The 26557-nt window shown below is 73.9% G+C and carries 19 protein-coding genes; 5 read left to right on the top strand and 14 right to left on the bottom strand.

The window, feature by feature from the left end:
• Window positions 1-5: 5 nt before the first annotated feature.
• A complete protein-coding gene (locus ACZ4SV_RS30035) occupies window positions 6-1454 on the top strand; it encodes a cytosine permease (RefSeq protein ID WP_365883679.1) in 1449 nt (482 codons plus the stop codon).
• A 1597-nt stretch (window positions 1455-3051) separates the two neighbouring features.
• On the opposite strand, the gene ACZ4SV_RS30030 is transcribed toward ACZ4SV_RS30035, so the two are convergent.
• The 4 genes from ACZ4SV_RS30030 to ACZ4SV_RS30015 all read right to left on the bottom strand — a co-directional run bounded on the left by ACZ4SV_RS30030 (window position 3052) and on the right by ACZ4SV_RS30015 (window position 9400).
• The gene (locus ACZ4SV_RS30030; RefSeq protein WP_468007938.1) at window positions 3052-4470 is read right to left on the bottom strand and encodes a sugar porter family MFS transporter; all 1419 of its coding nucleotides are present in this window, start codon (window positions 4468-4470) and stop codon (window positions 3052-3054) included.
• 239 nt (window positions 4471-4709) lie between these two features.
• Window positions 4710-8294, bottom strand: a complete 3585-nt coding sequence (smc, locus tag ACZ4SV_RS30025; RefSeq protein ID WP_468007936.1) for a chromosome segregation protein SMC — start codon at window positions 8292-8294, stop codon at window positions 4710-4712.
• Window positions 8295-8540: 246 nt separating this feature from the next.
• Window positions 8541-8744, bottom strand: coding sequence for a hypothetical protein (locus tag ACZ4SV_RS30020; RefSeq protein WP_365880967.1), 204 nt, complete (start codon window positions 8742-8744; stop codon window positions 8541-8543).
• 374 nt (window positions 8745-9118) lie between these two features.
• Window positions 9119-9400, bottom strand: coding sequence for an acylphosphatase (locus ACZ4SV_RS30015; protein WP_468007934.1), 282 nt, complete (start codon window positions 9398-9400; stop codon window positions 9119-9121).
• A gap of 179 nt (window positions 9401-9579) precedes the next feature.
• Between ACZ4SV_RS30015 and ACZ4SV_RS30010 the strand changes: the two genes are divergently transcribed.
• On the top strand, window positions 9580-11025 hold the full coding sequence (locus ACZ4SV_RS30010; RefSeq protein WP_468007932.1) for a CAP domain-containing protein: 1446 nt from the start codon (window positions 9580-9582) through the stop codon (window positions 11023-11025).
• Between the two features lie 96 nt (window positions 11026-11121).
• Here the strand turns inward: ACZ4SV_RS30010 and ACZ4SV_RS30005 are convergent, their stop codons facing one another.
• Window positions 11122-11706, bottom strand: a complete 585-nt coding sequence (locus tag ACZ4SV_RS30005; protein WP_468007930.1) for a flavodoxin family protein — start codon at window positions 11704-11706, stop codon at window positions 11122-11124.
• A gap of 108 nt (window positions 11707-11814) precedes the next feature.
• Between ACZ4SV_RS30005 and ACZ4SV_RS30000 the strand changes: the two genes are divergently transcribed.
• Window positions 11815-12210: a winged helix-turn-helix transcriptional regulator gene (locus ACZ4SV_RS30000; RefSeq protein WP_365880959.1), complete on the top strand. Its 396-nt coding sequence runs from the start codon at window positions 11815-11817 to the stop codon at window positions 12208-12210.
• Here ACZ4SV_RS30000 and mutM read toward each other — a convergent pair.
• The 8 genes from mutM to recG all read right to left on the bottom strand — a co-directional run bounded on the left by mutM (window position 12183) and on the right by recG (window position 19490).
• Window positions 12183-13043, bottom strand: coding sequence for a bifunctional DNA-formamidopyrimidine glycosylase/DNA-(apurinic or apyrimidinic site) lyase (mutM, locus tag ACZ4SV_RS29995; protein WP_468007927.1), 861 nt, complete (start codon window positions 13041-13043; stop codon window positions 12183-12185). The two genes, ACZ4SV_RS30000 and mutM, sit on opposite strands and share 28 nt — an antisense overlap.
• A gap of 91 nt (window positions 13044-13134) precedes the next feature.
• The gene (rnc, locus tag ACZ4SV_RS29990) at window positions 13135-13956 is read right to left on the bottom strand and encodes a ribonuclease III (RefSeq protein ID WP_365880955.1); all 822 of its coding nucleotides are present in this window, start codon (window positions 13954-13956) and stop codon (window positions 13135-13137) included.
• 19 nt (window positions 13957-13975) lie between these two features.
• Window positions 13976-14149, bottom strand: a complete 174-nt coding sequence (rpmF, locus tag ACZ4SV_RS29985) for a 50S ribosomal protein L32 (RefSeq protein ID WP_003951102.1) — start codon at window positions 14147-14149, stop codon at window positions 13976-13978.
• Window positions 14150-14151: 2 nt separating this feature from the next.
• Window positions 14152-14796 (bottom strand): YceD family protein, encoded by a 645-nt coding sequence (locus tag ACZ4SV_RS29980; protein ID WP_365941723.1) that lies wholly within the window; start codon window positions 14794-14796, stop codon window positions 14152-14154.
• 131 nt (window positions 14797-14927) lie between these two features.
• On the bottom strand, window positions 14928-16046 hold the full coding sequence (locus ACZ4SV_RS29975; RefSeq protein ID WP_468007925.1) for an ATP synthase F0 subunit B: 1119 nt from the start codon (window positions 16044-16046) through the stop codon (window positions 14928-14930).
• 57 nt (window positions 16047-16103) lie between these two features.
• Window positions 16104-16583, bottom strand: a complete 480-nt coding sequence (gene coaD / locus ACZ4SV_RS29970; protein ID WP_365883960.1) for a pantetheine-phosphate adenylyltransferase — start codon at window positions 16581-16583, stop codon at window positions 16104-16106.
• Window positions 16584-16609: 26 nt separating this feature from the next.
• Complete coding sequence (gene rsmD, locus ACZ4SV_RS29965; protein ID WP_468007923.1) at window positions 16610-17197, bottom strand: 16S rRNA (guanine(966)-N(2))-methyltransferase RsmD; 588 nt, start codon at window positions 17195-17197, stop codon at window positions 16610-16612.
• 85 nt (window positions 17198-17282) lie between these two features.
• Window positions 17283-19490: an ATP-dependent DNA helicase RecG gene (recG, locus tag ACZ4SV_RS29960; RefSeq protein ID WP_468007921.1), complete on the bottom strand. Its 2208-nt coding sequence runs from the start codon at window positions 19488-19490 to the stop codon at window positions 17283-17285.
• Between the two features lie 224 nt (window positions 19491-19714).
• Here recG and ACZ4SV_RS29955 point away from each other — a divergent pair, with 224 nt between their 5' ends.
• Window positions 19715-21553 carry an HSP90 family protein gene (locus tag ACZ4SV_RS29955; RefSeq protein ID WP_468007919.1) on the top strand — a complete coding sequence of 613 codons (1839 nt, stop codon included), beginning with the start codon at window positions 19715-19717 and terminating at the stop codon, window positions 21551-21553.
• Window positions 21550-24549, top strand: coding sequence for a tetratricopeptide repeat protein (locus tag ACZ4SV_RS29950; RefSeq protein WP_468007917.1), 3000 nt, complete (start codon window positions 21550-21552; stop codon window positions 24547-24549). Before ACZ4SV_RS29955 ends, ACZ4SV_RS29950 begins: the two co-directional genes overlap by 4 nt.
• A gap of 25 nt (window positions 24550-24574) precedes the next feature.
• On the opposite strand, the gene ACZ4SV_RS29945 is transcribed toward ACZ4SV_RS29950, so the two are convergent.
• Complete coding sequence (locus ACZ4SV_RS29945; RefSeq protein WP_468007915.1) at window positions 24575-26329, bottom strand: DAK2 domain-containing protein; 1755 nt, start codon at window positions 26327-26329, stop codon at window positions 24575-24577.
• Window positions 26330-26557 lie beyond the last annotated feature (228 nt).

Below are 26557 nucleotides of genomic sequence, written 5' to 3'. Positions count from 1 at the left end.
CTTTCATGAGCACATCCGTCGAGACCGAAGGCGCTCTCGAGACCCGCGGGATCGAGCAGGTCCCCGACCATGAGCGCACCGGGCGCGCCCGCGAGCTGTTCCCCACGTGGGTCGGCGCCAACATCAGCGTGCTGCTGCTGACCATGGGCGCGAGCCTGGTCGTGGCGTATCACCTCGACATCTGGCAGGCCCTGGTCGTCGCCGTGGCCGCGCCGGTCGTGTCGTACGGCCTCGTCGGTCTGATCGGCATCGCGGGCAAGCGGGGCGGCGCGCCCGGCATGGCGCTGTCGCGCGCGGTCTTCGGACAGCGCGGCAATCTGCTGCCCGGTTCGCTGATCTGGGTCGCGCGCTGGGGCTGGGAGACGATCAACGCGGTGACCGGCGCGTACGCGCTGCTCACCATCCTGGACATCCTGTTCGGCATCAAGGCGAACAGCGTGCTGGACATGGTGACGCTGCTGGTGTTCGTGGTCGCGACGTTCGCGATCTCCGGGCTCGGCATCAACGCCGTGCAGAAGTGCAACAAGTACGCGACCTACCTCTTCGGGCTCTTCTCGGTGCTGGTGCTGGGCTATCTGGTGGCGAACACCGACTGGTCCGAGGTGCTGGACCACAGCGCCGGGTCCACGGCCGCGGTGATCACCGGCATCGGCATGATCGCGGCGGGCGGTGTCAGCTGGATCCCGACCGCGCCGGACTTCACCCGCTACCTGCCGCGTACGGCGTCCTCGAAGACGATCGTGGGTACGGCGGTGGGCGGCGCCGGTGTCGTCGTGCTGCCGATGGTGCTGATGGGCGCGGTGATGGCGGTCTCCACGCCGGACCTGGCCTCGGCGAGCGACCCGGTGTCGTTCCTGGGCGAGATCCTGCCGACGTGGATCGCGGTGCCGTACCTGTTCATCGCGCTCATCGGCATGCTGCTGATCAACTCGATGTCGATGTACTCGGCGGGCTTCACCGCGCAGACGCTCGGCTTCAAGGTGCCGCGGCACTGGGCGGTCTCGGTCAACGCGGTGATCTCGCTGGCCTTCGGCGGCGTGCTGATGCTGGTGGCCACCAGCTTCATGGGCTCCTTCATCGCCTTCCTGTCGCTGCTGGCGGTCGCCTTCTCGGCGTGGGTGGGCGTGTTCGGCGCGGACATGCTGCGGCGCACGGAGTACGACGGCCGGGCCATGGCCGACACCACGCGCACCAGCGCCTACTGGTACCGCGGCGGCTTCTCCCCCGCGGCCGTGGCCGCCTGGGCGGCCGGTCTGGTGGCGGGGCTGATGTTCACCACGTCCGACTGGTTCACCGGGCCGCTGGCGACGAACAACGTGATCGGCGAGTACGGCCTCGGCTGGGTCGCGACCATCGTGATCTCGGGCGTGCTGTACCTGGTGCTGCCCAAGCCGGCGGTCACACCGGCCCCGGCCGCCGACCCCGCGGACCGGCCGGCGCCCGCCGGCGTCTGACCTAGACCACCCCTGCCGTCCCCCTCCACCGAGCCCCACCGGAGGGGGACGCCGCACATCCAGGCAGTCCACGACGCCCCCGAGACCCACGCCCGGCCCGGCGACGCGACCGGCCCCCGCCCCCGACGGACGGTGCCGGCGCCGACCGCCCGCCGCGACCGGCCGGGCGGCCGGGCGGCCGGGCGGCCGGGCGGCCGGGCGGCCGGGCGGCCGGGCGGCCGGGGGCCCAACTCCCCACCACCCGAGGACTACTCCTGCCCGGCGGCGCGTGGCGGCGATACGACTGGTTCCCCGGCCCCCGCCGGACGGTGCCAGGGCTGACCGCCCGCCGCGACCGGCCGGGCTCGGCCCGGCGCCACCCGGCGGCGCGTGGCGGCGCGTGGCGGCGCGTGGCGGCGCGTGGCGGCGCGTGGCGGCGCGTGGCGGCAGTACGACTGGCTCCCCGGCCCCGGCCGGAGGGCTCCGGGACTGACAGCCCGCCGCGACCGGCCAGGCTCGACCCCCGCACGCCCTGCCCCGCGCCACCCGGCGGCGCGTGGCGGCGGTACGACCGACTCCCCGGCCCCGGCCGGACGGTGCCGGCGCTGACCGCCCGCCGCGACCGAGGGCTCGCCCACCACTACGCCCTGCCCAACGCCACCCGGCAGTGACCCGACCGGCCCACCGGCGGGCAACCGCCCTCGGCGGGTTCACCGGGCACGGCACCGGGCCGGGCGGGTACCCGCCGCCGTACCGTGCCCGGATCGGTGCCTGCGGGCGGCGAGAGGGTCGGGCACTGGTCCCGTCGGTCGCCGGGGCCGCGTCGCCTGTGCGGCGAGCACCTGCCTCGTGAGAGTCCCGGGCGGCGCCTCCCAGGCCGGGGGGTGCTCTGGCGTGCCGGTCTCAGGCTCTCGTACTGGACGTACTCGGCTCCGGGGTCACCGCGGCGAGTGCGTGAATGGCGTCGCGCGGCGGACGGGAATGGTCAGGCGGTTCCCAGGGCCGTGAGGACGGCTCCGGCGCCGGGCACTCACGCCGATCGCCCAGGCCCGCCGCCGCGCCTCGCCCCGGCCGGCCCTAACCGAGGCCGCCCCCCGGGAACTCCGGACCGGCGTCCGCCCCCACGGCACCAGACACCGGCCCCTGCAACCCCGCCGCCACACCGACCACGAGTCGAGTACGGCACCAGGTGTCAGACACCCGGCCCCCGAACCCGCCACGAGCCGGGTACGGCGGACAGCCACCGCAGCAAGCCGGGACCAGGCCCCCAACGGCCGGACGCCTCCGCAGCACGGCACCTGGCACCAGACACCGGCCACCGGAACTCCACCACCGCCCCTCCCCCAAACCCGGCGTAGCCGACGGCGGTGCGCGCCCGTGTCGCCGGGCCCCGGCCCGTGCCCCGGGGTCGGACCGGGCGCGCCCGGTGCCGTAGTCGGTGGGCGGCCCCGAGGCCGCGGGCGGGGGTGGGCGGGGGCCGAGATCGCGGCGGGCCCGTTGGGCCGGGTACGCACCGCCGCCCCCGGTCCGGGCAGTGGCCGGGCCGGGGGCGGCGGAGGGTACGAGGAGAGGGGCAGCGGGGACTTGGCCCTTCTCCCCGAGTTCGGGGAGCCGCGGGTCAGCCCATCTCCTCCAGGGACTTGCCCTTCGTCTCCTTGACGAACTTCAGGACGAACGGGATGGAGAGCGCGGCGAACACGGTGTAGATCACGTACGTGCCGGACAGGTTCCAGTCGGCCAGCGACGGGAAGCTGGCCGTGATGGCCCAGTTGGCGATCCACTGCGCGCAGGCGGCGACACCGAGGGCGGCGGCGCGGATCCTGTTCGGGAACATCTCGCCGAGGAAGACCCAGACCACCACGCCCCAGGACAGGGCGAAGAAGAGGACGAAGATGTGGGCGGCGATCAGGGCCACCCAGCCCTGGGTGGCCGGCAGCTTGCCGTCGACCAGGTGGTAGCTGAAGGCCCACGCCTCCAGCGCCAGGCCGACGACCATGCCGACGGAGCCGATGAGGGCGAGCGGCTTGCGGCCGACGCGGTCCACGAAGATCATCGCGATCACGGTGCCGACGATGTTGATGATCGAGGTCGTGAAGGAGTAGAAGAACGAGTCCGTCGGGTCCACGCCGACCGACTGCCACAGCGTCGAGGAGTAGTAGAACGCGACGTTGATGCCGACGAACTGCTGGAAGACCGACAGGCCGATACCGATCCAGACGATCGGCTTGAAGAAGAAGGAGCCGCCGAGCAGGTCCTTGAAGCTGGACTTGTGCTCGCTCTTCATCGCGTGCTCGATCTCGGCGACGCGGGCGTCGAGGTCGACTTCCTTGCCCTCGACCTCGGCGAGGATCGCGCGGGCGCGCTCACGCTTGCCGACGGAGAGCAGGAAGCGCGGGGACTCGGGGATCGCGAAGGACAGCATGCCGTAGAGGACGGCCGGGACGACCATCACGCCGAGCATGACCTGCCAGGCCTCCAGGCCCATCAGCTTGCCGCGCTGGTCGCCGCCGGCGGCGTTCAGCAGGCCCCAGTTCACGAGCTGGGAGACGGCGATGCCGACGACGATCGCGGCCTGCTGGAAGGAGCCGAGCCGGCCGCGGTAGGCGGGCGGGGCGACCTCGGCGATGTAGGCCGGGCCGATGACGGAGGCCATGCCGATGGCGAAGCCGCCGACGATGCGCCAGAAGGCGAGGTCCCACAGCGCGAAGGGCAGCGCGGAGCCGACGGCGCTGATGGTGAACAGGGCCGCGGCGATCTGCATGCAGCGGATACGGCCGATCCGGTCGGCTATCCGGCCGGCGGTGGCGGCGCCGATGGCACAGCCGATCAGCGCGATCGCGATCACCTGGGCGAGGGCGGCGGAGCCGACGTCGTAACGGCCGCGGATGGCCTCGACGGCGCCGTTGATCACGGAGCTGTCGTAGCCGAAGAGGAAGCCGCCCATGGCGGCAGCCGCCGCGATGAAGATGACGTGCCCGAGATGTTCGGGGTGAGCCGTTCTGGCTCCTGACTGAGGTGCCTGCGCTGTGCTGGTCACGGTGTAACTCCTCGGGCCACGGCAACGCTGCCGGGTGGGGGCGAGCCCTTCCAGGTCTCCAGTGGCGCATACGGAGGCGCCGCTTACACCTGAAGGTAAAAGCAACGTTGCAGAGACTATGCCTTCAAGTTTCGAAGTCAATAGTTCAACGACTGTGAGTTTTCAGATACGGCTTAACGATCTGCGTTCAAGAACTGAACACCGAGTCAGATGATCTTGTAGGGGACGTGCACAAAGCGCTAGCGCAGCCGCTGGGAGATGACCTTGGACACGCCGTCGCCCTGCATGGACACGCCGTAGAGCGCGTCCGCCACCTCCATGGTGCGCTTCTGGTGCGTGATCACAATGAGCTGCGAGGTCTCCTGGAGCTCCCGCATGATCCCGATCAGCCGCTGGAGGTTGGTGTCGTCGAGCGCGGCCTCGACCTCGTCCATGACGTAGAACGGACTCGGCCGGGCCTTGAAGATCGACACCAGCAGCGCCACCGCCGTCAGCGAGCGCTCGCCGCCCGAGAGCAGGGAGAGCCGTTTGACCTTCTTGCCCGGCGGACGCGCCTCCACGTCCACACCCGTGGTGAGCATGTCGTCCGGGTCGGTCAGCACGAGGCGGCCCTCGCCGCCGGGGAACAGCCGGCCGAAGACGCCCTCGAACTCGCGGGCGGTGTCCCGGTAGGCCTCGGAGAACACCTGCTCCACGCGCTCGTCGACTTCCTTCACCACCTGGAGCAGGTCGGCGCGGGTCTTCTTCAGGTCCTCCAGCTGCTCGCTGAGGAACTGGTGGCGCTCCTCCAGCGCGGCGAACTCCTCCAGCGCCAGCGGATTGACCTTGCCGAGCTGCTGGTACGCCCGCTCGGCGGCCCTGAGCCGTTTCTCCTGCTCGGCGCGGTCGAAGGGACGGGGCTGGTGGCGCGGGTCCTCCGGGTCGTCCGGCAGCCGCTCGCCCTCGGCGGGGGGCGAGGGCGGCACGAGCCGGTGCGGACCGTACTCCGCCACCAGCCCCTCCGGTTCGACACCCAGTTCCTCCAGCGCCTTGGTCTCGAGCTGCTCGATGCGCAGCCGCTTCTCTGCTCCTAGTACCTCGCCGCGGTGAACCGAATCAGTCAACTTGTCGAGTTCTGCCTTCAGTTCACGGCCGGCCGTCCGCGCGGCGGTCAGCTCCCGCTCGCCCCGCGCCTTGGCGGCCTCGGCGGCGGCGCGCTCGCGTTCGGCGCGGCCGAGCGACACCTCCACGTGCGCGAGCAGCTGCCGGGCGCCGGAGGCGACGGCCCCGGCCACGGCCGCCTCGTGCCGTAGCCGGGCCCGGCGCTGCTCGGCGCGGGCGCGGGCCTCGCGTTCGGCGCGGGCCGTCCGGTCGAGCGCGTCGGCGCGGCCGGCGAGCCCCTTGACCCGCTCCTCGTGCGTACGGACCTGGAGCCGGGCCTCCATCTCGGTCTGCCGGGCGTTGGCCCCGTCGGCGGCGAGCCGGTCCCGCACCGAGGTGTCCGGCTCCTCCTCCGCGGGCGCCTCCTCGGCCACGGCCAGCCGCTCGGCCAGCTCCTCGGCCTCCTGTACGGCCGTGTCCAGCGCTTCCTGGGCGCGCGCCGCCACCGCGGCGGACCGCTCGGCCTCGCCGGCGGCGGCCCGTGCCTGTCCGGCGAGGCGTCCGAGCTGCTGGGCTACGGCCGACTTCTCCCGGTCGGCGGCGCGGCGCCGTTCGCCCAGCTCCTCGACGAGGGCCGCGGCCTCGTCACGGTGCTGCGCCGCGGCCCGCTCCTCCTCGGCCAGCGCGGTGCAGCGGACCGCCAGCCCGGCCAGCTCGGCGGCGGCCTCGTCCACGGCGGCCCGGACCTCCAGCAGGCTGGGCGCACCGGCGGAGCCGCCGTGCGCGAGGTGTGCGCCGAGCAGGTCGCCCTCGGCGGTGACGGCGGTCAGCTCCGGACGGGCGTAGACCAGGGCTTCGGCGTCCTCCAGGGTGTCCACCACGACGATGTCCGCCAGCAGCCGGCGTACGGCGGGCAGGAGGCCGGCGGGGCCGCGGACGAGACCGGCGGCGAAGAGGGGGGCGCCGGGCGGGCGGGCGGCTGCCGCGTCGCCGCCGTCCTCCGCGCCCTCCCGGGGTGTCTCGGGAGCATCCGCCAGGAGCAGGGTCGCCCGGCCGCCGTCCTGTTTGCGCAGGAGGGTGATCGCCTCGGCCGCCGCCGCGGGGCTGGTCACGGCGAGGGCGTCGGCCGCCGCGCCGAAGGCGGCCGCCACGGGGATCTCGTAGCCCGGGGTGACCGTCAGCAGCTCCGCCGCCGGGCCGAGGACTCCGGTGAGCCGGTCCCGGGCGCCGAGCAGTATCCCGGTGCCGTCCTTGCGGCGCAGGCCCAGCGACAGCGTCTCGTGCCGGGCCTGGGTGGCGGCGCGCCGGCGTTCGGCGGCGCCGGCCGCCTCGCGGGCCGCGCCGAGGGCGGCCTCGGCATCGGCGAGCCGCCGCTTGGCGGCCTCGTGCTGTCCGGCCAGGTCGGCGTCGCCGGCGTCCAGGCCGTCGACCTCGGCCCGCAGGGTCTCGTACTCCTCCTGCGCCTGCTCCGCCCGCTGCCGGGCCTCGTCGCGGGCGGTGGCCAGCCGGTCGATCTCCGCCTGGGCGGAGGCGGCGCGCGAGCGGGCCGCGGCGGCCTGCCCGGACAGCCGGGCCAGGCCCTCCCGGCGGTCGGCGATGGCGCGGGCGGCGTCCTTCAGCCGGCGGTCCTCGGCGGACAGCTCGCGCTCCAGTTCCGCGCGGTGGGCGACGGTGTCGTCCAGGGCCCGCCGGGCCGCCTCCAGCGCGGCTTCCAGCTCGGCCTCCTGCTCGCGGACGCGGGCGGCCTCGCGCTCCAGGTCCTCGGGGTCCCGGCCGCGCCGTTCCTCGGGCGGGGCGGAGGTGGCGCTTTTGAGCCGGGCGTCGGCCAGCGAGACCGTGCCGCGGACCCGCTCGGCGAGCTGGGACAGCTCGTACCAGGTCTGCTGGGCGCGCGCCAGGCGCGGGCTGAGCCGGCGCACCTCGTCCTCCAGCCGGGCCTCGCGGTGCAGGGCCTGCTTCAGTGCCTGCTCGGCGCTCTCCTTGCGCTCCTTCAGGGCCGCCTCGTCGGCGATCTCGGCCCGGAGGGCTTCGCGCAGCCGTACGAGGTCGTCGGCCAGGAGCCGCAGCCGGGCGTCGCGGAGGTCGGCCTGGATGACGGCGGCCCGGCGGGCGACCGCCGCCTGCCGGCCCAGCGGTTTGAGCTGGCGGCGCAGTTCGCCGGTGAGGTCCTGCACGCGCGCGAGGTTGGCCTGCATCGCGTCCAGCTTGCGCAGCGCCTTCTCCTTGCGCCTGCGGTGCTTGAGGACCCCGGCCGCCTCCTCGATGAAGGCGCGGCGGCCCATGGGGTCGGCGTGCAGGACGGAGTCGAGCTGGCCCTGGCCGACGATGACGTGCATCTCGCGGCCGATGCCGGAGTCGGAGAGGAGTTCCTGGATGTCCAGCAGACGGCAGGTGTCGCCGTTGATCTGGTACTCGCTGCCGCCGTTGCGGAACATGATCCGCGTGAGGGTGACCTCGGCGTACTCGATGGGCAGGGCCCCGTCGGAGTTGTCGATGGTCAGGGACACCTCGGCGCGGCCGAGCGGCGGGCGGCCGGTGGTGCCGGCGAAGATGACGTCCTCCATCTTGCCGCCGCGCAGCGACTTGGCACCCTGCTCGCCCATGACCCAGCTGAGCGCGTCCACGACATTGGACTTGCCCGAGCCGTTCGGGCCGACGACACACGTGATGCCCGGTTCGAAGCGGAGCGTGGTCGCCGAGGCGAAGGACTTGAAACCACGCAGGGTCAGGGCCTTGAGGTGCACGCCGCCGGACTTTACCCGCCGCCGATGCCCCGCTCCACGAACCCTGGTGGCCGCGCGGTTTCGTCACCAGGCACGCAGGGCACACCAGATGGTGAAGAAGGTGAAAGGATGCCGGGGGGAAAGAACGAAGGGACGCCGAAGCGTCCCTTGCAACTCTGACGACTGGATCGCAGTCGTCCGATCAACTGAGCGGTTGATACGGACAGCCCGATCGCTGTGTCTGCTGTTGTGGAGCGTTGGCAGTGATCAGGTGAGCGCAGGCTCCGCCTGGTGTGCGTCGATGCTCTCCATGATCCTGTCCTGAGAGGCGGCAGCCGTCAGCGCTTGGTTCTCCGCCTGGATCCGGACCAGCTCGGACTCCAGGTCCTGAACGCGCTGTTGCAGCCGTCGCATCTCGGCGAGGAGTCGAGGGTCGGAGCCGCCGACGTAACCGAGAAGCGCCTTTGCCATGATGGATGGTCCTCCACAATGAGTGACCGACCGATGCGGTTGGGTCGTGAGGGATTCGCACCCGCGGTGCTTGGCACGGGGTGGTGCTCTGCTGTTGTTCCATGCCAAACAGCTAAGGTGCGCGGGGCTTTCAGCGTCTCACCAAAAAGTTTGACGGTCAACACGATCACGCCCTGTATCGGGGGCGAACCGGGGCGCACGGCCGGGAACACGACGGTGCGGCGCCTGCCCGGGCCCCTCGGGGTGCGGCGGCCAGCAGTACCAGCGGAGCCTGCCATGACCCGCCCGGATTGGCAACCACCTGGGCGTTTCCACTCCGGCACGCGACCTCGGCGCCGTGGAGGCCGCCGCCGCGGAGGGCCCCGGGGGCCGGATCAGCGGATGGCGAAACCGTCGTAGCCGCCGCGCGGTGTGTCCCAGATCTCGGTCACACCGTCCACGCGCCCGGGCGTGTCGCTGCCCTGGAGCCAGCTCAGCAGCCTCTCGCACCCCTCCTGTGACCCCTCCGCGACCACCTGGACCCGGCCGTCGGCCGTATTGAGAGCAAAACCACTCAATCCGCCGATCTCCAGCGCCTTGGCCCGCGTGAACCAGCGGAAACCCACGCCCTGCACGTGTCCGCGCACCCAGGCGACCAGTCGTACGTCCTCGCTCATGGCTGCAACCTAACCGGCCGGTGTCATTCGGGACACATCGCCCCGGCGCTTCATCGGGTACGGTCCGGAAGCGGTGAACCGCAGCGGGAAACTCACTCGATCGAGTGAGTCGGGTTGAGCCGGGTTGATCAAGGGGGGCCACGCCGGCCGGCCGCACGCACGAGGAAGAAGGCAAGGACATGGGACGCCACCGACGCTCCGCCGCCGGCCGCGCCGCCACGGGCCGCGCCACGGCGGCCGACGCCGGCCGGCACACCGGCCAGGGCACCGACCAGGGCACCGGCAGTGACGCTCCGCGCACCGTCCCCATGGGCGTCGCGCCCGGCCCGGACCCGGAGGCGTACGCCGAGGCCACCGCGAAGGCGCAGGCGTACCTCTTCGCGTCGGACGACACGCCGGACGACGCATCAGGCGAGACGCCGGACGACGGCCAGGCACCGGCCGCACCCGCACCCTCGGCCGGTCCGGCTGACGGACCGGTGTCCGCCCGGGAGCGTCGGAGCGGGGCCGCACGGCCGGTGCGCGCGGGTCTGCTCGGGCTGACCGTGGCCGTCACCCTGGGCACGGTCGCGACGGTCACCGGAGTGGTGCCCGCCGTGGTGCCGGGCCTGGAGCACTACCAGCTCGGCGGCGGCACGCACACCACCGGCGGCGAGCAGACGACGGCCGTCGCATCCCCGGGCTACACGGCGAGCGAGCAGGGTGGCACCTCGGGCGGCGCGGAACCCCGTATCGGCGGCCCCACCGCGGGCTCCGCCCAGGGCGGTACCGCAACCCCCACCGCCTCCGCGAGCCCGTCCGCCTCCCTGTCCCCTTCTCCGTCCGCCTCCTCCCCTTCTCCCTCCGCCTCGAAGCCGGCCGCCGCCCCGCCGGCCCCGCCGAAGACGGCGACGGAGAAGCCGGCCGGGCAGAAGCCGGCCACGCAGACGCCCGCGCCCGCGAGGAGCAGGCCGGGCGGTTCGGGGACGGCCCCGGGTGGATCGAAGACGAGCCCGAACGGTCCGAAGACGACCCCGGCCGAGCCGAAGCCCACCCCCGCCACGCCGAAGGCGACTCCGGCCGAGCCGAAGCCCACCCCCGCCAAGCCCTCCGCCTCCGCTTCCGCCCCGAAGCCGAAGCCCACCCCGGCCAAGCCGAAGCCCACTCCCACGAAGCCGAAGGCCACCCCCGCCAAGCCCAAGCCCACCCCGTCCCGTACGGCCACCAAGGCGCCGGTGCCCCCCTCCGGGCCCGTGACGGTGTCGCGGGAGGCCGCCGCCGAGGCCGAGATGCTGAAGCTGGTCAACGGCGAGCGGGCGAAGGCCGGCTGCACCCCGCTCGCGGCGAACTCCGCGCTGACCGGGCTGGCCGAGGCGTTCAGCGACGACATGGCCGCGCGGAACTTCTTCGGTCACATCGACCCGGACGGCCGCACGCCGTGGGACCGGGCGGCCAAGGCCGGCATCACCGGCCTGGGCGGCGAGAACACGGCCCGCGGCCAGGCCGGCGCGGCGGCCGCGGTGACGGCCTGGATGAACAGTGCCGCCGATCGCGCCAACATCCTGAACTGCGGCTTCCAGACGGTCGGCGCCGGTGTCCACTTCGGCCCGGGCGGGCCGTGGTGGACCGTGGACTTCGGGTCCTGAGACCACCATCCGGCGGACCCTGAGACCGCCGTCCGACGGGTCCTAGGACCGCCGTCCGGCGCGGGCCGCCCGCGCGCGGCCCGTGCGGTGCGGCCGTCAGGCGGCGGTGCGGCCGAGGAGGAAGGTCCGCGTCGTCTCCGCCACCCGGCGGCCCAGGTGTTCGGCGGTGGCTATGTCCGCCTTGTGGACGCCCTCGGGCCCCTGGTCGCTCGGGGACTGGGCGGCGGCGCCGGCGAAGAAGCCGAGACGGTTGAGGTCGTTCTCGGAGGCGGTGGTGCTGTTCCAGCCGGGGAGCAGGCCGAGGTTGACCCAGTGCATGCCGTGCTGGGCGGCGAGCGTCTGGAAGAACTGCAGGGTGTGCAGCTTGTCGCCGCTCTTGGAGGCGGAGTTGGTGAAGCCGGCGGCCAGCTTGTCCCGCCAGTCCTGGCCGAACCAGCGCTTGGAGGTCGCCTCCGCGAACACGTGGAAGGCACCGGAGGCGGTGCCCATGTAGGTGGGCGAGCCGAAGACGATCGCGTCGGAGCGGTCCAGCGCCTCCCACTGTTCGTCGGTGATCTCGTCCACCTTGATCAGCCGCACCTCGGCACCCGCGTCGGCGGCACCGGCGCGGACGGCCTCGGCGAGGACGGCGGTGTGGCCGTAACCGGAGTGGTAGGCGATGGACACCACGGGCGTGGTCATACGGGGCTCCTTGAAGGCGTGTCACTCACTGGCGATGACCAAAGGAAAGCACTAACCAGAAGTTAGTGCAACCCTGCGGTCAGTGCTGTGGAGGCGTATCCTCGGGGTATGACCGCCATCACCCAGGACCACGACGACCTCGCGTACAACGTCTTCGCCAAGGCCTGCCCGTCGCGCGGCACGCTCGAGCACGTCACGGGCCGCTGGGGCGGGCTGACGCTCGGCGCGCTCCACGAGGGCTCGCTGCGCTTCAACGAACTGCGCCGGCGGGTGGACGGGGTGAGCGAGAAGATGCTGTCCCAGACGCTGCACGCGCTGGAGCGCGACGGGCTGGTGCACCGCGAGGCGCAGCCGACGAACCCGCCGCGCGTGGACTACGAACTGACGCCGCTGGGCCACCGGGTCGCCGAGCGGCTGCTGTCGCTCATCCACTGTGTGGAGGGCGCGATGGACGACGTCCTCGCGGCCCGCGCGCGCTACGACGAGACGCGCGGCGCCCTCTGACACTTCGGGCAGAAGTAGCTGGAGCGGTTCATCCAGGGCCGGCGGCGCAGGGGTGTGCCGCAGCGCTTGCAGGGCAGCCCCTCGCGGCCGTACGCGTCCAGCGAGCGGTCGAAGTAGCCCGACTCGCCGTTGACGTTGACGTACAGACTGTCGAAGCTGGTGCCGCCGACGGCGAGGGCCGCGTTCATCACGTCCCGGACGTGGCCGAGGAGTTCCGCCGTGGCCGGGCGGGTGAAGTGCGCCGTCGGGCGTTCGTAGTGGACGCGGGAGCGCCACAGCGCCTCGTCGGCGTAGATGTTGCCGACGCCGCTGATCAGCGACTGGTCCAGCAGGGCCCGCTTGATCGTGGTCCGCTTGCGGCGCAGTGCCTGGTGGAAGGCCTCGTCGTCGAAGAGCGGGTCCAGCGGGTCGCGGGCGATGTGGGCGATGACGTCGGGCAGGCCGTCGTCGGTGGTGTCGTGCAGCGACAGCCCGCCGAAGGTGCGCTGGTCGACGAAGCGCAGTTCGGTGCCGAGCGCGTCGGCGAACCGGACGCGGATGCGCAGGTGCTTCTCGTCCGGCGCGTCGTGCGGCTGGACCAGGAGCTGGCCGCTCATGCCGAGGTGGGCGAGGACCGCCTGGCCGGTCTCCTCCAGCGGCAGCCACAGGTACTTGCCGCGCCGCCGCGGGGTGCCGATGTGGTGGCCCTTGAGCCGGTGCGCGAAGTCGTCGGGTCCGGCGAGGTGCCGGCGGACGGCGCGCGGGTGCAGCACCTCGGTCGCGGCGACGGTCCGGTGCGCGACCCAGCGCTCCAGGCCGCGCCGGACGACCTCGACCTCGGGCAGCTCGGGCATCGGGACCCCCGTGAGAACCGTACGGACCGGTGGATGAGGTGAGCGCCCGCGCCGGCGTGGACGGCCGGAGCGGGCGCTCGGATACTGCGGGTCAGGCGGTGGCGGACGACGTGTCGCCGTCCTGGACGGCCGCGTCGGCCGTCTCCTTCACAGGCTCTTTCGCCACGTGGGCGCGCTCGTCCGCCGCGGCCCGGATGGACCGCCAGGCGGACTCGGCGGCCTGCTGCTCCGCCTCCTTCTTGCTGCGGCCGGTGCCGGTGCCGTACGAGACGCCTCCGACGCGGGCGGCAGCAGTGAAGGTCTTCTCGTGGTCGGGGCCGGTCTCCGTGACCAGGTACTCGGGCACGCCGAGTCCCTCCATCGCGGTGAGCTCCTGGAGGGAGGTCTTCCAGTCCAGGCCGGCTCCGAGGTTGGAGGACTTCTCGATCAGCGGGTCGAACAGGCGGTGCACCAGTTCGGAGGCCGCGTCGAGGCCCTGGTCGAGATAGACCGCGCCGATCACCGCTTCGAGGGTGTCGGCGAGGATGGACGCCTTGTCCCGGCCGCCCGTGCCCTCTTCACCCCGGCCGAGCCGGATGAAGGCGCCCAGGTCCAGGCCACGGCCGACCTCCGCCAGCGCACGCGAGTTGACCACCGCGGCCCGCAACTTGGCCAGCTGGCCTTCGGGCAGGTCGGGGTGGGTGCGGTACAGCGTGTCCGTGACGACGAGGCCGAGCACGGAGTCCCCGAGGAACTCCAGCCGCTCGTTCGTCGGCAGACCGCCGTTCTCGTACGCGTAGGAACGGTGGGTCAGCGCACGCACCAGAAGGGCGGACTCGAGCTGGTAGCCGAGCCGCCCTTCCAGAAGCGTGTGGGACGAGGCCTGCGGACTACCCCCGCGCTGGCGGGGACTAGCTGCTTTCGCGTCAGTCATCGGGCCTCTCACCAGCCACTCAGACTTCGAGGACCTGGCGCTTGTTGTAGGTGCCGCAAGACGGGCACGCGATGTGCTGCTGCTTGGGCTCGTGGCAGCGCTCGCACGCAACCAGGGTGGGGACCGCAGCCTTCCACTGCGACCGGCGGTGGCGCGTGTTGCTGCGCGACATCTTCCGCTTCGGAACAGCCACGGCTACTTCTCCTGCTTCTCGTCGACGCCCGCTTCGGCGCCGCTCATCTCGTCCTTCTCGCCGTCCTTCGTGGAGCCGGCGAGTCCCTGCAAAGCCGCCCAACGGATGTCGACGGCGTCATGGTGGTGGTCCGGGTCGTCCGCGAGCCGCACTCCGCATTCGGAGCACAGGCCCGGGCAGTCGTCCTGGCACACCGGCTGCATCGGCAGTGCGAGCACCACCGCATCACGCAGCACAGGCTCGAGGTCGATCAGACCGTCCTCGATGAAGAGCCTGTCCTCGTCGTCCTCGGCGTCGTCGCCCGGTTCCGCGATCACGCGGCCCCGGTCGTCGGCGTCAGGGTACGAGAACATCTCCTGGAAGTCCGCTTCGAGCTCCAGCCCGACCGGCTCCAGACACCTTACGCACTCCCCCTCGGCCGTGGCACGGGCGGTGCCTGTGACAAGCACCCCTTCCAAGACCGACTCCAGACGGAGGTCGAGTTCCAGCGGGGTGCCTTCCGGCACTCCGATGACTCCCTGGATGCCGAGATCCCGGGGAGCGTCGATCTCGCGGGTCAGGCGCTGCAGCGCGCCAGGACGCCGGCCCAGCTCGTGCGTGTCGATCACGAGGGGGTTGCGGTGGTCGAGGCGGGCGTTGGGAGCCATTCCTGCTTTCGATCTGCGAACTCGGAGGGACGCCGCCCCTCGGTGGTGCGGGCAGCGGTGATCGCGGACATACGCGCGACCGAAGAGCCAGGATACTGGACCTTTCGCTCAGCGCCCAATCGGGCTCCCGGCTACCGTCCCCGGCCCTCCTCGTACGCCCGCATCTGCTCCGCGCTGATCATGCCGGTGTCGAAGAGGCTGGTCTCGTCCAGGGCGTAGTCCTGCCGGGCCGGGGCCTGCGCGGGCGCCTGGCCGTGGGGCTGCGGCTGGTGCGCGGCCTGCCGGGGGTCGTAGGCGGGCTGCTGGGGGTCGTAGCCCTGGTAGGCGTAGGGGTCGGCCTGCTGGTAGCCGTACGGGTCCTGCGGCGCGGCGTACTCCGGCTGCTGGGGATAGCCCCCGTACGGGTCCGGCTGCTGCGGGACGGCGCCGGCCGGCGGGTCGTAGCCGGCGGCGGGCGCGTAGGCGGGCTGCGGCGCGTAGGCGGGCCGGTCCGGCGCGGACCGCTCGGGCTGCCGGCCGGCGCGGTCGCTGTCGGCGAGGGCCGCGAGGTCGGCGAGGTAGTCGGCGTCGCTGGAGTGCTGGTAGGTCGTGGTGTCGTCGGCGAGCGCGCCGAGGTCGTCGGTGGCGATCCGGCCGTGCAGCTTCTGCCGGCCCCGGCCGACGGCCTCCAGGGTCTTGGCGAGGACCGCCTCGAAGGCGCCCAGCTTGGCGTCCACGTAGGCGTCGGCGTCGCGGCGCAGGGTCTCCGGGTCGTGACTGCGCTCGGGGGCGTCCTCGTCCGCGTAGCCCGCCTCGTCCAGGCCGGGGCCCGTGCCGAGCAGCTTCTCGCGGCCCCGGCCGACCGAGCCCAGGGTCTTGGTGAGGACGACCTCGAAGTTGGCCAGCTTGGAGTCGACGTAGTCGTCGGCCTCGGCGCGGATCTCCTCGGCCTCCTTGCGGGCCTCGGCGAGGATCCGGTCGGCCTCGGCCTGGGAGCGGCGGGCGATCTCGGTGCCGGAGATCAGCGAGCCGCGCTCGGCGTGCGCGCTCTCGATGATCCGCTCGGCCTCCTGCCGGGCCTGCTCGACCATCTGCTCGCGGTCGCCGATCAGCTCCCGCGCCTGGGCGAGGGAACCGGGCAGCGCCTGGCGCACCTCTTCGAGCAGCGCGAGCAGTTCGGCGCGGTTGATCACGCACGACGCCGACATGGGCATGGACCGGGCGCCGGAGACCGCGGAGACGATCTCGTCCAGCTTCTTCTGCACGTCCACCTGTGCTCGCCACTCTCTACGGCCGGATGGGCAACGGACGGGACGACTGTAGCCCCATCAGCCCTTGGCGAGACGTTGGTTCAGCGCCTGGAGGACCGGGGCGGGCACCAGGTGCGAGACGTCGCCGCCCCAGGCCGCGACCTCCTTGACGAGCGAGGAGGAGAGGAAGCTGTAGGTGGGGTTGGTGGGCACGAACAGCGTCTCGACGCCGGTGAGGCCGTTGTTCATCTGGGCCATCTGGAGTTCGTAGTCGAAGTCGCTGACGGCGCGCAGGCCCTTGACGATGGCGGGGATCTCGCGCTGCTTGCAGAAGTCCACGAGGAGGCCGTGGAACGCCTCGACGCGGACGTTGGCGTACGCGGAGGTGACCTCGCGGATCAGCTCGATCCGCTCGTCGATGTCGAACAGGCCCTTCTTGGACTTGTTGATCATCACCGCGACGTACACCTCGTCGTAGAGACGGGAGGCTCGGGCGATGATGTCGAGATGTCCGTTGGTGATCGGGTCGAACGACCCGGGACAGACGGCGCGGCGCACTTGTGATCCCTCGCTCTCCGGTCCGGTCATCGTGCGTCTTCGCACGTAGAGGCGGCGCGACCGTACCAAAACGTTCCCTCGCCGTAGCGACGGGACCTGATCGCCTCGAAGCCGTCCGGCCAGCGGAATTCGCCGCCTCTGGTGCTGCGCTCCACGGTGACGAGGGCGCCGTCGGCTAGCCAGCGTTCCGAGCGGAGTGTGAGCAGGATCTCCCGAAGATCGTCGTCGGTGACGGCGTACGGCGGGTCGAGGAAGACCAGGTCGTACGGCTCGGCGGGCGGTGCGGTCCGGATGACTTGTTCCGCTTTGCCCGCTCTGACCTCCGCGCCGGGCAGGCCCAGGTTCCTGACGTTCTCCCGGACGGTCCGCGCGGCTCTGGCGTCCGCCTCGACCAGGAGGGTGTGGCCCGCGCCCCGGGACAGGGCCTCCAGGCCCACGGCGCCCGAGCCGGCGTACAGGTCGAGGACCCGCTCGCCGGCCAGCGGGCCGCCCAGCAGGGACTGCCAGGTGGAGAAGAGACCTTCGCGGGCGCGGTCGGAGGTGGGGCGGGTGCCGGTGCCGGGCGGGACGGCGAGGCGACGTCCGCCGGCTGCGCCGGCGATCACGCGGGTCATCTTCGGTCCTTGCTGGTGAGCGTCTTCGGGTTCAGTGTGGCCGGTCGCGCGGTTCCCCGCGCCCCAGAGCCCCTAGGAGTCTCCCTCACCCCTTCTCCAGATACTGCTCCCTCTCCTCGTCCAGCAGGGCGTCCAGGGCCGTGCGCAGGCCCGGGAGGCCGGTCAGTTCCGGGTCGGCCGCGACCACCGCCGCCGCCTCCTCGCGGGCCTGGGCGATGACCTCCTCGTCCTCGATGACCGCCAGCACCCGCAGGCTGGAGCGGGCGCCGGACTGGGCCTGGCCGAGGACGTCGCCCTCGCGGCGCTGTTCGAGGTCGATGCGGGACAGCTCGAAGCCGTCCAGGGTGGCGGCGACCGCGCTCAGCCGCTGGCGGGCCGGAGCGGCCTCGGACGCCTCGGTGACCAGCAGGCACAGGCCCGGTGCGGAGCCGCGGCCGACCCGGCCGCGGAGCTGGTGGAGCTGGGAGACGCCGAAGCGGTCCGCGTCCATGATGACCATGGCCGTGGCGTTCGGGACGTTGACGCCGACCTCGATGACGGTGGTGGCGACCAGGACGTCCGTCTCGCCGGCCGCGAAGCGGCGCATCACGGCGTCCTTGTCGTCCGGGTGCATCCGGCCGTGCAGGACCTCCACCTTCAGGCCCTTCAGGGGCCCGCGGCCCAGTTCGGCGGCCACGTCGAGCACGGCCAGCGGCGGGCGGCGGTCCGCCTCGTCCGCGGCGGGCTTCTTCCTGCCCGCCTTCTTCGGGTCGTCCTCCTCGTCCCCGATCCGCGGGCAGACCACGTACGCCTGGTGGCCGGCCGTGACCTCCTCGCGGACCCGCTCCCAGGCGCGGGCCAGGAAGTGGGGCTTGTCGGCGGCCGGGACGACATGGCTGGCGATCGGCGAGCGGCCGGCCGGGAGCTGGTCCAGGACCGAGGTCTCCAGGTCGCCGAAGACCGTCATGGCGACCGTGCGCGGGATGGGCGTGGCCGTCATGACGAGCAGGTGCGGCGGCTGCTTGCCCTTGCCGCGCAGGGCGTCGCGCTGCTCCACGCCGAAGCGGTGCTGTTCGTCGACCACGACCAGGCCGAGGTCGTGGAAGAGCACCTTGTCCTCGATCAGGGCGTGGGTGCCGATGACGACACCGGCCTCGCCGGTGGCCAGGTCGAGCAGCGCCTGGCGGCGGGCCGCCGTGCCCGTCGAGCCGGTGAGCAGCACCACCTTCGTGGCGTGCTCGGCGCCGCCCAGCATGTTCTTCTCGGCCAGTTCGCCCATCATCTCCGTGATGGAGCGGTGGTGCTGCTGGGCGAGGACCTCGGTGGGCGCCAGCAGGGCCGCCTGTCCGCCCGCGTCGACCACGGCGAGCATGGCGCGCAGGGCGACGAGGGTCTTGCCGCTGCCGACCTCGCCCTGGAGCAGGCGGTGCATCGGGTGGGCGGTGGCGAGGTCGTCGAAGATCTCCTGGGAGACCTTGCGCTGGCCGTCGGTGAGGGTGAAGGGGAGGCGGTCGTCGAAGGCCGTGAGCAGGCCGTCCGGGCGGGGCACGCGGGGCACGGCGGCGAGCTGGGTGTCGGCGTGCCGGCGGCGGGCCAGGGCGACCTGGAGGACGAACGCCTCGTCCCACTTCAGGCGGGCGCGCGCGTCGGCGATGTCGGCCTTGGTGTGCGGCCGGTGGATCTTGAGCAGGGCCTCGGGCAGGGACACCAGGCCGCGGCCGGCGCGCAGCGACTCCGGGAGCGGGTCGACGGCCTCCTGGGCGCTGGGCAGCACCGTCTGGACCGCTTTGCCGATCTTCCAGGACTCCAGTTTGGCGGTCGCCGGATACAGCGGGATCAGCGCGCCGGCCCAGGTCTCGACGGTCTCCTCGCCGTCGCCGCGCAGCAGTTCGTACGCCGGGTGGGCGAGCTGGAGGCGGCGGTTGAAGACGGAGACCTTGCCGGCGAACAGCGCGCGGGTGCCCGGCAGCAGCTCCTTGTGGGGTTTGTGCACGCCCGCGCCGAAGAAGACGAGCTGGAGCCGGCCGCTGCCGTCGGTGATCGTGACCTCCAGGCGCTGGCCCTTGCCGCGCGGGGCCTTGGCGGAGGCGAACGTGTGCAGGCGGGCGTCGGCGACCTGGGCGACCACCGTGACGTGCTCGTCCATGGGCAGGTCGGCGAGGTGGGTGAGCTGGCCGCGCTCCTCGTATCTGCGCGGGTAGTGGTGCAGGAGGTCGCCGACGGTGTGCAGGCCGAGGTGCTCGGCCATCACCTTCGCGGTGGCGGGGCCGAGCACCTTCTTGAGCGGTTCTTGCAGTGCGGGCACGAGATCCATTGCACACCACGGCACTGACAATGCCGTAGCCGCCGCCCTGGCGGTTTCCGGACCCGGCGCCGGACGGTTCCCGCCGTGACGCTGTAAACATCAGGGAAACTCCTGGTCAGACGGGCTGGTGCGGCCCTAGGATGACCGGCTCCGGCCATCCTTCGCGGTCACCGCCCCGCCGGGACCGCCCGACCCCGCGCCGCACGCGCTCCCCCTCTGCCGGCGCAGTGACGATGGACTCCCAGACCTCACAGGCATCCCAGCCGCCCCAGCCGCCCCACCAGCCCCATACCTTCCAGGTCGACCTGCGCGGTCTGGTGGACCTGCTCTCCCATCACCTGTACTCCAGCCCCCGGGTCTATCTGCGCGAGCTGCTGCAGAACGCCGTGGACGCCATCACCGCCCGGCGGGCCGGCGAACCGGACGCCCCGGCGCGGGTCCGGCTGCACGCGGTGGACGGCGGGCTGCGGGTGGAGGACACCGGTGTCGGGCTCACCGAGCCGGAGGTGCACGGCCTGCTGGCCACCATCGGCCGCAGCTCCAAGCGGGCCGACGGCCTGCACGAGGCCCGCTCGGACTTCCTCGGCCAGTTCGGCATCGGCCTGCTCGCCTGCTTCGTGGTCGCCGAGCGCATCCGGGTGGTCAGCCGCAGCGCCCGTACGCCCGGCGCCCCGCCGGTGGAGTGGACGGCCCGGGACGACGGGTCGTACACCGTGCGCACGCTGCCCGCCTCGGCGCGGCCCGAGCCGGGCACGACCGTGTACCTGACGGCGCGGGCCGGCGCGGCCGAGTGGCTGGCGCCCGCCCGGGTGCGCGCGCTGGCCCGGGACTTCGGCTCCCTGCTGCCGTACGACGTCCGGGTCGGCGACGAGCCGGTCACCGAGCGGCCCGCGCCCTGGGACCGCGCCTATCCGGCTCCGGGCGCCCGCCGGGCGGCGCTGGCCCGGCACTGCCAGGAGCTGTTCGGCTTCGCCCCGCTGGACGCGATCGACCTGGACGTGCCGCTGGCCGGGATCCGCGGGGTGGCGTACGTGCTGCCGTCGGCGGTCAGCCCGGCGCAGCGGGCGACCCACCGCGTGCACCTGAAGGGCATGCTGCTCACCGAGCGGGCCGAACAGCTCCTGCCGGACTGGGCGTTCTTCGTGCGCTGCGTCCTGGACACCGACAGCCTGCGCCCCACCGCCTCCCGCGAGGCGCTGTACGAGGACGAGACCCTGGCCGCCGTCCGGGAGGCGCTCGGCGGCCGGATCCGGTCCTGGCTGTCGGGGCTCGCGGCCGGCGACCCGGAGCGGCTGTCGGCGTTCCTCGCCGTGCACCACCTGGGCGTGAAGTCGCTCGCCCGGCACGACGCGGAGATGCTGCGCACGATGCTGCCCTGGCTGCCGTTCGAGACGACCGACGGGCAGCTCTCGCTGGAGGAGTTCGCGCGGCGGCACCCGGTGGTGCACTTCACGCGGACGGTCGAGGAGTACCGGCAGGTCGCGCCGATCGCCTCGGCGCAGGGCGTCGGCGTGGTCAACGGCGGCTACACCTACGACAGCGAGCTGGTCGAGGCGCTGCCGCGGGTGCGGCCGGGCACGGTGGTCGCCGAGCTGGACGCGGACACCGTGACCGCGCACCTGGACACCGTCGACCCGGCCGAGGAGCTGGCGCTGGCCGGGTTCCTGGCCGTCGCGCGCGACCGGCTGGACCCGCTGGGCTGCGACGTCGTCCTGCGCGCCTTCCACCCGCCGGCCGTGCCCGCGCTGCACCTGGACGACCGGGGCACCCGGCACGAGCAGGCCCGCGCGGCGGCCGAGGAGCGGGCCGACGACCTGTGGGCGGGCATCCTGGGCTCGCTGCGCGGCAGCGCCCCGCGCGCGCGTCTGGTGCTGAACCAGCTCAACCCGCTGGTCCGGCGGATCGGTTCGCTCGGCGACCCGGAGCTGATCGGCACCGCGACCGAGTCGCTGTACGGGCAGGCGCTGCTGCGGGCGCAGCGCCCGCTGCGGCCCGCCGACTCGGCGCTGCTCAACCGGGCGTTCATGGGGCTGCTCGCCTGGGCGACCCACGGGGAGGGGGACGGAAGATGAGTGAGATCACGGACATCGACGCGCTGCGCCGGGCGCTGGCGGAGAACGCCGAGCGGCCGGAGGGCCCGGCCCGCAACGCGCGCGCGGAGCAGTTGCTCGCCGAGGCCGAGCGGCTGGACGTCCCGCTCGCCGTGGTCGAGGCGCTCGGACACCAGCTGAAGGTCTACAACTACAGCTCCGAGAAGGACCGGATGTTCGTCCCGTTCGCGCGGCTGCTGCGCCTGTGGGACGAGCGGCCGGAGGTGTTCGACGCGTACGAGACGCACACGCTGCACTGGGTCTTCAAGTGGATGTCGGCGGGCATGCTGGACCAGCCGCACATCCCGCTGTCCTCGATCGAGAAGTGGCTCGGCGAGATGGAGCACCGCTACCGGCTCGCCGGGCACTCCGAACGGGCCGTGCGCAGCGCCGAGTTCAGCGTGGCCGCGCACATCGGCGACCTGCCGCGCGCGGAGCGGGCGTACGCCGCGTGGCTGGCCGCCGACCGGGACGAGATGGCCGACTGCCACGCCTGCGAGCTGCACGGGCAGGGTGTCTGGCAGGTCCGGTGCGGCCGGGACGCCCAGGCGCTGCGGCTGTGGCAGCCGGTGCTGGAGGGCGAGTTCGCCTGCGCGCACGAGCCGCACTCCGTGCTGGCCTCCTCGCTGGCGCCGCTGCTGCGGCTGGGCCGCCTGGACGAGGCCCGCGCGCACCACCTGCGCGGCTTCCGGCTGGTCCGCCCGATGGAGAGCATGCGCGGCGCGTACGCCGAGCACGTGGAGTTCTGCGCGCTGACCGGCAACGAGGCGCGCGCCCTGGAGCTGCTGGCCGAGCGCCCGGCGTACTTCACGGACACCGGGGATCCGCGCAGCCGGCTGGAGTTCCTGGCCGTGGTGGCCCTGCTGATGGACCGGCTGACCGCGCTGGGGCTCGGCGGGCAGCGGGTGCCGGGGCCGGCCGGGCGGACCTGGACCGCGGGGGAGCTGGCGGCGCACGCCCGCGCGGAGGCGACCGGCCTCGCCGAGCGGTTCGACCGCCGCAACGGCACCCGGGCCGTCGGCGACCGGGTCCGCGCGCGGATGGACCAGCGCCCGCTGGCGGACCGGCTGCCGCTGGGCGTACGGGCGGCACGGACCGCACCGGCCCCCGTGCCCGCGCCCGCACCCGCGCCCGTGGCGGCGGACGACGGTCCCGGGGAGCCCGGTCTGCCGGCCCTGCTCGCCGAGGCGCGGCGGCAGTCGGAGGGCCTGCGGCCGCACGCGCTGGAGGCCTGGGCGGCGGTCGCCCGGGCCGCCGGGGACACCGGTCTCGAACCGCGCGACCGCGCGGAGATCGCCGACCACGAGGCGATGGCCCGCGGCCCGGAGGGGCTCGCCCTGTTCGAGCGGGCGGCACGGCTGTACGCGGAGGCGGGCGACCCCGGCGAGGCCCTGGCGGCCCGGGCGCGCTGCGCGTACGTCCGCGCGCTGTCGGGTGCCGTCGACGCGGCCCTGGCCCAGGTCACGGACCTGTACGACGAGGCGCTCGCGCTGTACGCCGACGAGGGCACCGGAGTGCGGCAGACCGCGTCGGTGGTGATGAGCCGGGCCCGGGTCCTGATGCGCCGGGTGCACCAGGCCGCGGGAGCGCCGGGCGAGGAGGGCGGGCCGGCGGCCGGCGCGGGCGGCCTGGACGCCGGGCGGGCCGTGGCGGAGGCCGAGGCCGCGGTGCGGGAGGTGCTGGCGCTCGTCGGGGGACGGGGGCGCGAGGACGTGCGGCTGGCGGCGCGGGCCGCCGAGGCGCACGGGATGCTCGCCGAGCTGGCCGGGCTCACCGGGGACGCCGGGCGGGCGGCGGAGCTGTTCCGGCGGTCCGCCGACGCCTACGTCGCCGCCGGGCTGCCGTGGTTCGCGGTCGAGTACCGGGTGCAGGTGGCCGCCCTCGCCCACCAGGCCGGTGACCTGGCCGGCGCCGAGCGGGCGCTGCGGGCGGCGCTGGCGCACGGCGGGCCGTACGTGGAGCCGGTCGGGCGGGCCCAGCTCCATCTCCAGCTCGCCGAGGTGCTCGGCGCCCTGGACCAGCCCGGCGAGGCGGCCGAGCACGCGTGGGAGGCCGCCCACTGGGCCGACGAGGCCGGCGAGGGCGGCACCCTGGGCGCCTGGGCCCGCCAGCAGCTCGGCGGTTTCCTGCTGCGCCGGGGCCGGTACGCCGAGGCCGCCGAGGTGCTGGACTCCGCGCTGGCCGATCTGGACGCCGGCACGCACGGCGACGGAGCGGTCGTCCAGGCCCGCTGGTGGCTCGGGGACTGCCTGGGTGAGCTGGGCGACCACCGGGCCGCCGCCGAACAGCGGCTCCAGGCCGCCGAGCTGGCCCGGCACTGGCCCGAGAAGCAGGACCACGCCACGCTCGCCCATCTCGCCGCCGAGTCGCTGGGCCAGGCCGGCCTGACCGTGGAGGCGGACCGGGCGTACGCGCGGGCGGGCGAGCTGTGGCGCGCGCTCGGCAACGCGCCGTTCCTGGTCCGCTCGCTGCGCGCCCGCGCCTGGCTGGCGCTGGGCGGCGAGGCCGGCGCGGCACCCGCGCGGACGCTGATGGCGGCGGCGGTGCGCGAGTGCGAGACGGCGCTCACGGCGGCGCCGGAGGCGGACCGCGCGGAGCTGGCCGAGGAACTGGGCGGCACCCACCGGCAGTTCGCCGAGCTGCTGGCCCGCTCGGCGTCCGAGGAGGCCGAGGACGCGGCGATCCGGGCCGCGTTCGAGGCGGCACTGGAGCAGATGACCCGGGCCGCGGCGGTGTTCGCCGGGCTCGGCGCGGCCGGGCTGCACAGCCGTACCGGCGCGGAGCTGGGCGCGGGCTGGCTGGAGGCCGACCTCGGGCGTCCGGCGCGGGCGGAGGCACGCGCGCGGGCGGTGCTCGCGGCCTACGCGGACGCCGGCGACGGGGACGAGACGGTGCGGGCGCGGCGGGAGGAGGCCGCCCAGATGCTGGAGGCGGCACGGGAAGGCGCGCCGGACGCGGGGGACGGGCGGCGGGAGTGAGCGGGCGGGCGGGAGTGCCGGGCGCTCACTCCACGCCGACGAGCAGCAGCGCTCCCTGGCGGCCGCCGTGGTACACCACCGTGTCCACCGCCAGGTAGGAATCCCGCACCCGGGCCTCCAGGTGCCCGGCGACGCCGTCCGGTGCCTCCTCGCCGACGACCAGCGTGACCAGTTCGCCGCCGGCCTGGAGCATGCGGTCCAGGACGGTGCGGGCGGTGGCGGTGACGTCCGCGCCGATCACCGCCACGTCTCCGTCGATCAGCCCGAGGACGTCCCCGGCCTGGCAGATGCCGGCCGTCGTCCAGGACTGGTGCTCGGCGACGACGACCTCGCCGTACCGGGTGGCGCCCGCCGCCGAGGTCATCTGGACCACGTCCTCGTCGAACCGGCGCCCCGGCTCGTGCACGGCGAGCGCGGCGATGCCCTGGACCGCCGAGCGGGTCGGGATCAGGGCCACCCGGATGCCCTCGGTGCGGGCCTGCTCGGCCGCCGCGGCGGCCGTGTGGCGCAGCTCGGCGTCGTTGGGCAGCAGCACCACCTCGCGGGCGTGGGCCCGCCGCAGCGCCTGCACCAGCTCGCCGCTGGCCGGCGGCTCGCCGGGGCGGGCGAGGACGGTGGTCGCGCCGGCCTCGGCGTACAGCCCGGCCAGGCCCTCGCCGGGTACGACGGCGACGACCGCGCGCTGGGCGCGTTCGCGGGGCGGGCGCTCGCGGCCGGTGTGCGCGTCGCCGTGCCCGAAGTGCGTGATCCTGATCCGGTACGGCCGTCCCGCCTCCACCCCGGCCTCCACGGCGGCGCCGGCGTCGTCGACGTGCACATGGACGTTCCACAGGCCGTCGCCGCCGACCACGACCAGCGAGTCGCCCAGGGCATCGAGCCGGGCGCGCAGCCGGGCCACGGCCGCGTCACCCGCCTCCAGCAGGTAGATCACCTCGAAGGCGGGCCCGCCGGTCCCGGCCGCCCCGGCGCAGTCGGACCCGCCGGCCCCGGTCACGCCGGCTTCCGCGAGGCCGTGGGCCGCCCCGGCGCGGGTCCCTCCGGCGCCGGTCTCCTCCGGACCGGCGGCGGACAGGTCCGGCACACGCGGGTGCCCGGCGCTCCCGCCCCGGGACGGAGCGGGCCCCACCGCCTCTCCCGTGCACGCCTCCACCAGCGCCCCGAGCACCGCCACCAGCCCCCGGCCGCCCGCGTCGACCACGCCGGCCCGCCGCAGCACGGTCAACTGGTCCGGTGTCGCCGCCAGGGCCGTCCGCGCGCCCTCGTAGGCGGCCCGCGCGACCGTCCGGCAGTCGCCGTCGGCCGTCTCGGCGGCGTCGGCGGCGGCCGAGGCCACGGTGAGCACGGTGCCCTCGACCGGGTGGGCCACGGCCTGCCGGGCGGAGTCGGCGGCCCGGCGCAGGGCCAGCCGCAGTCCGGTGCCGTCGGCGCGGGAGGCGTCACCGGACGCGGCGAGCACCTGCGCCATCCCGCGCAGCAACTGCGCGAGGATCGTCCCGGAGTTGCCCCGGGCCCCGATGAGCGCCCCGTGGGCCATCGCACGCACCGCGTCCGCGAGGGAGGGCTCCGCGCCGCCGGTGCCGTACCCGGCGAACACCGCCTCCACGGCCGTCGCCGCCGACTCCACGGTCAGGTACAGGTTCGTCCCGGTGTCGCCGTCCGCCACCGGATAGACGTTGATCGCGTCGATCTCCTCGCGGGCCCGGCCCAGTTCCCTCAGCGCCAGACCGCACCAGGTGCGCACCGCGGGAGCGTCGAGGAATGTCTGCGGCACCTGCGCCACCTGCGCCTCCCTGAGCTGGCTGGACGTGGACGCAGCGTAGACCCCGGACCGGTGGCTTCCGGAAGCGGGCCGGGGCGGGGACCTGGGCCGACATGGTAGTTTCGTTGAACGGACGCAGTCGTTGTATGCTGCTCCGGTTGCCCGATCCGATCGGGCCATTCCCCTGGCACCGCCACTCAGATCCCATTCGTGGGATCTTGATCCCGGCATGCCGGGATCAACCGTAAG

It is taken from the genome of Streptomyces sp. NPDC027672, assembly GCF_055566335.1.
The sequence above is the reverse complement of the archived record's forward strand: the minus strand, read 5'-3'. Positions and strand labels throughout refer to the sequence as shown.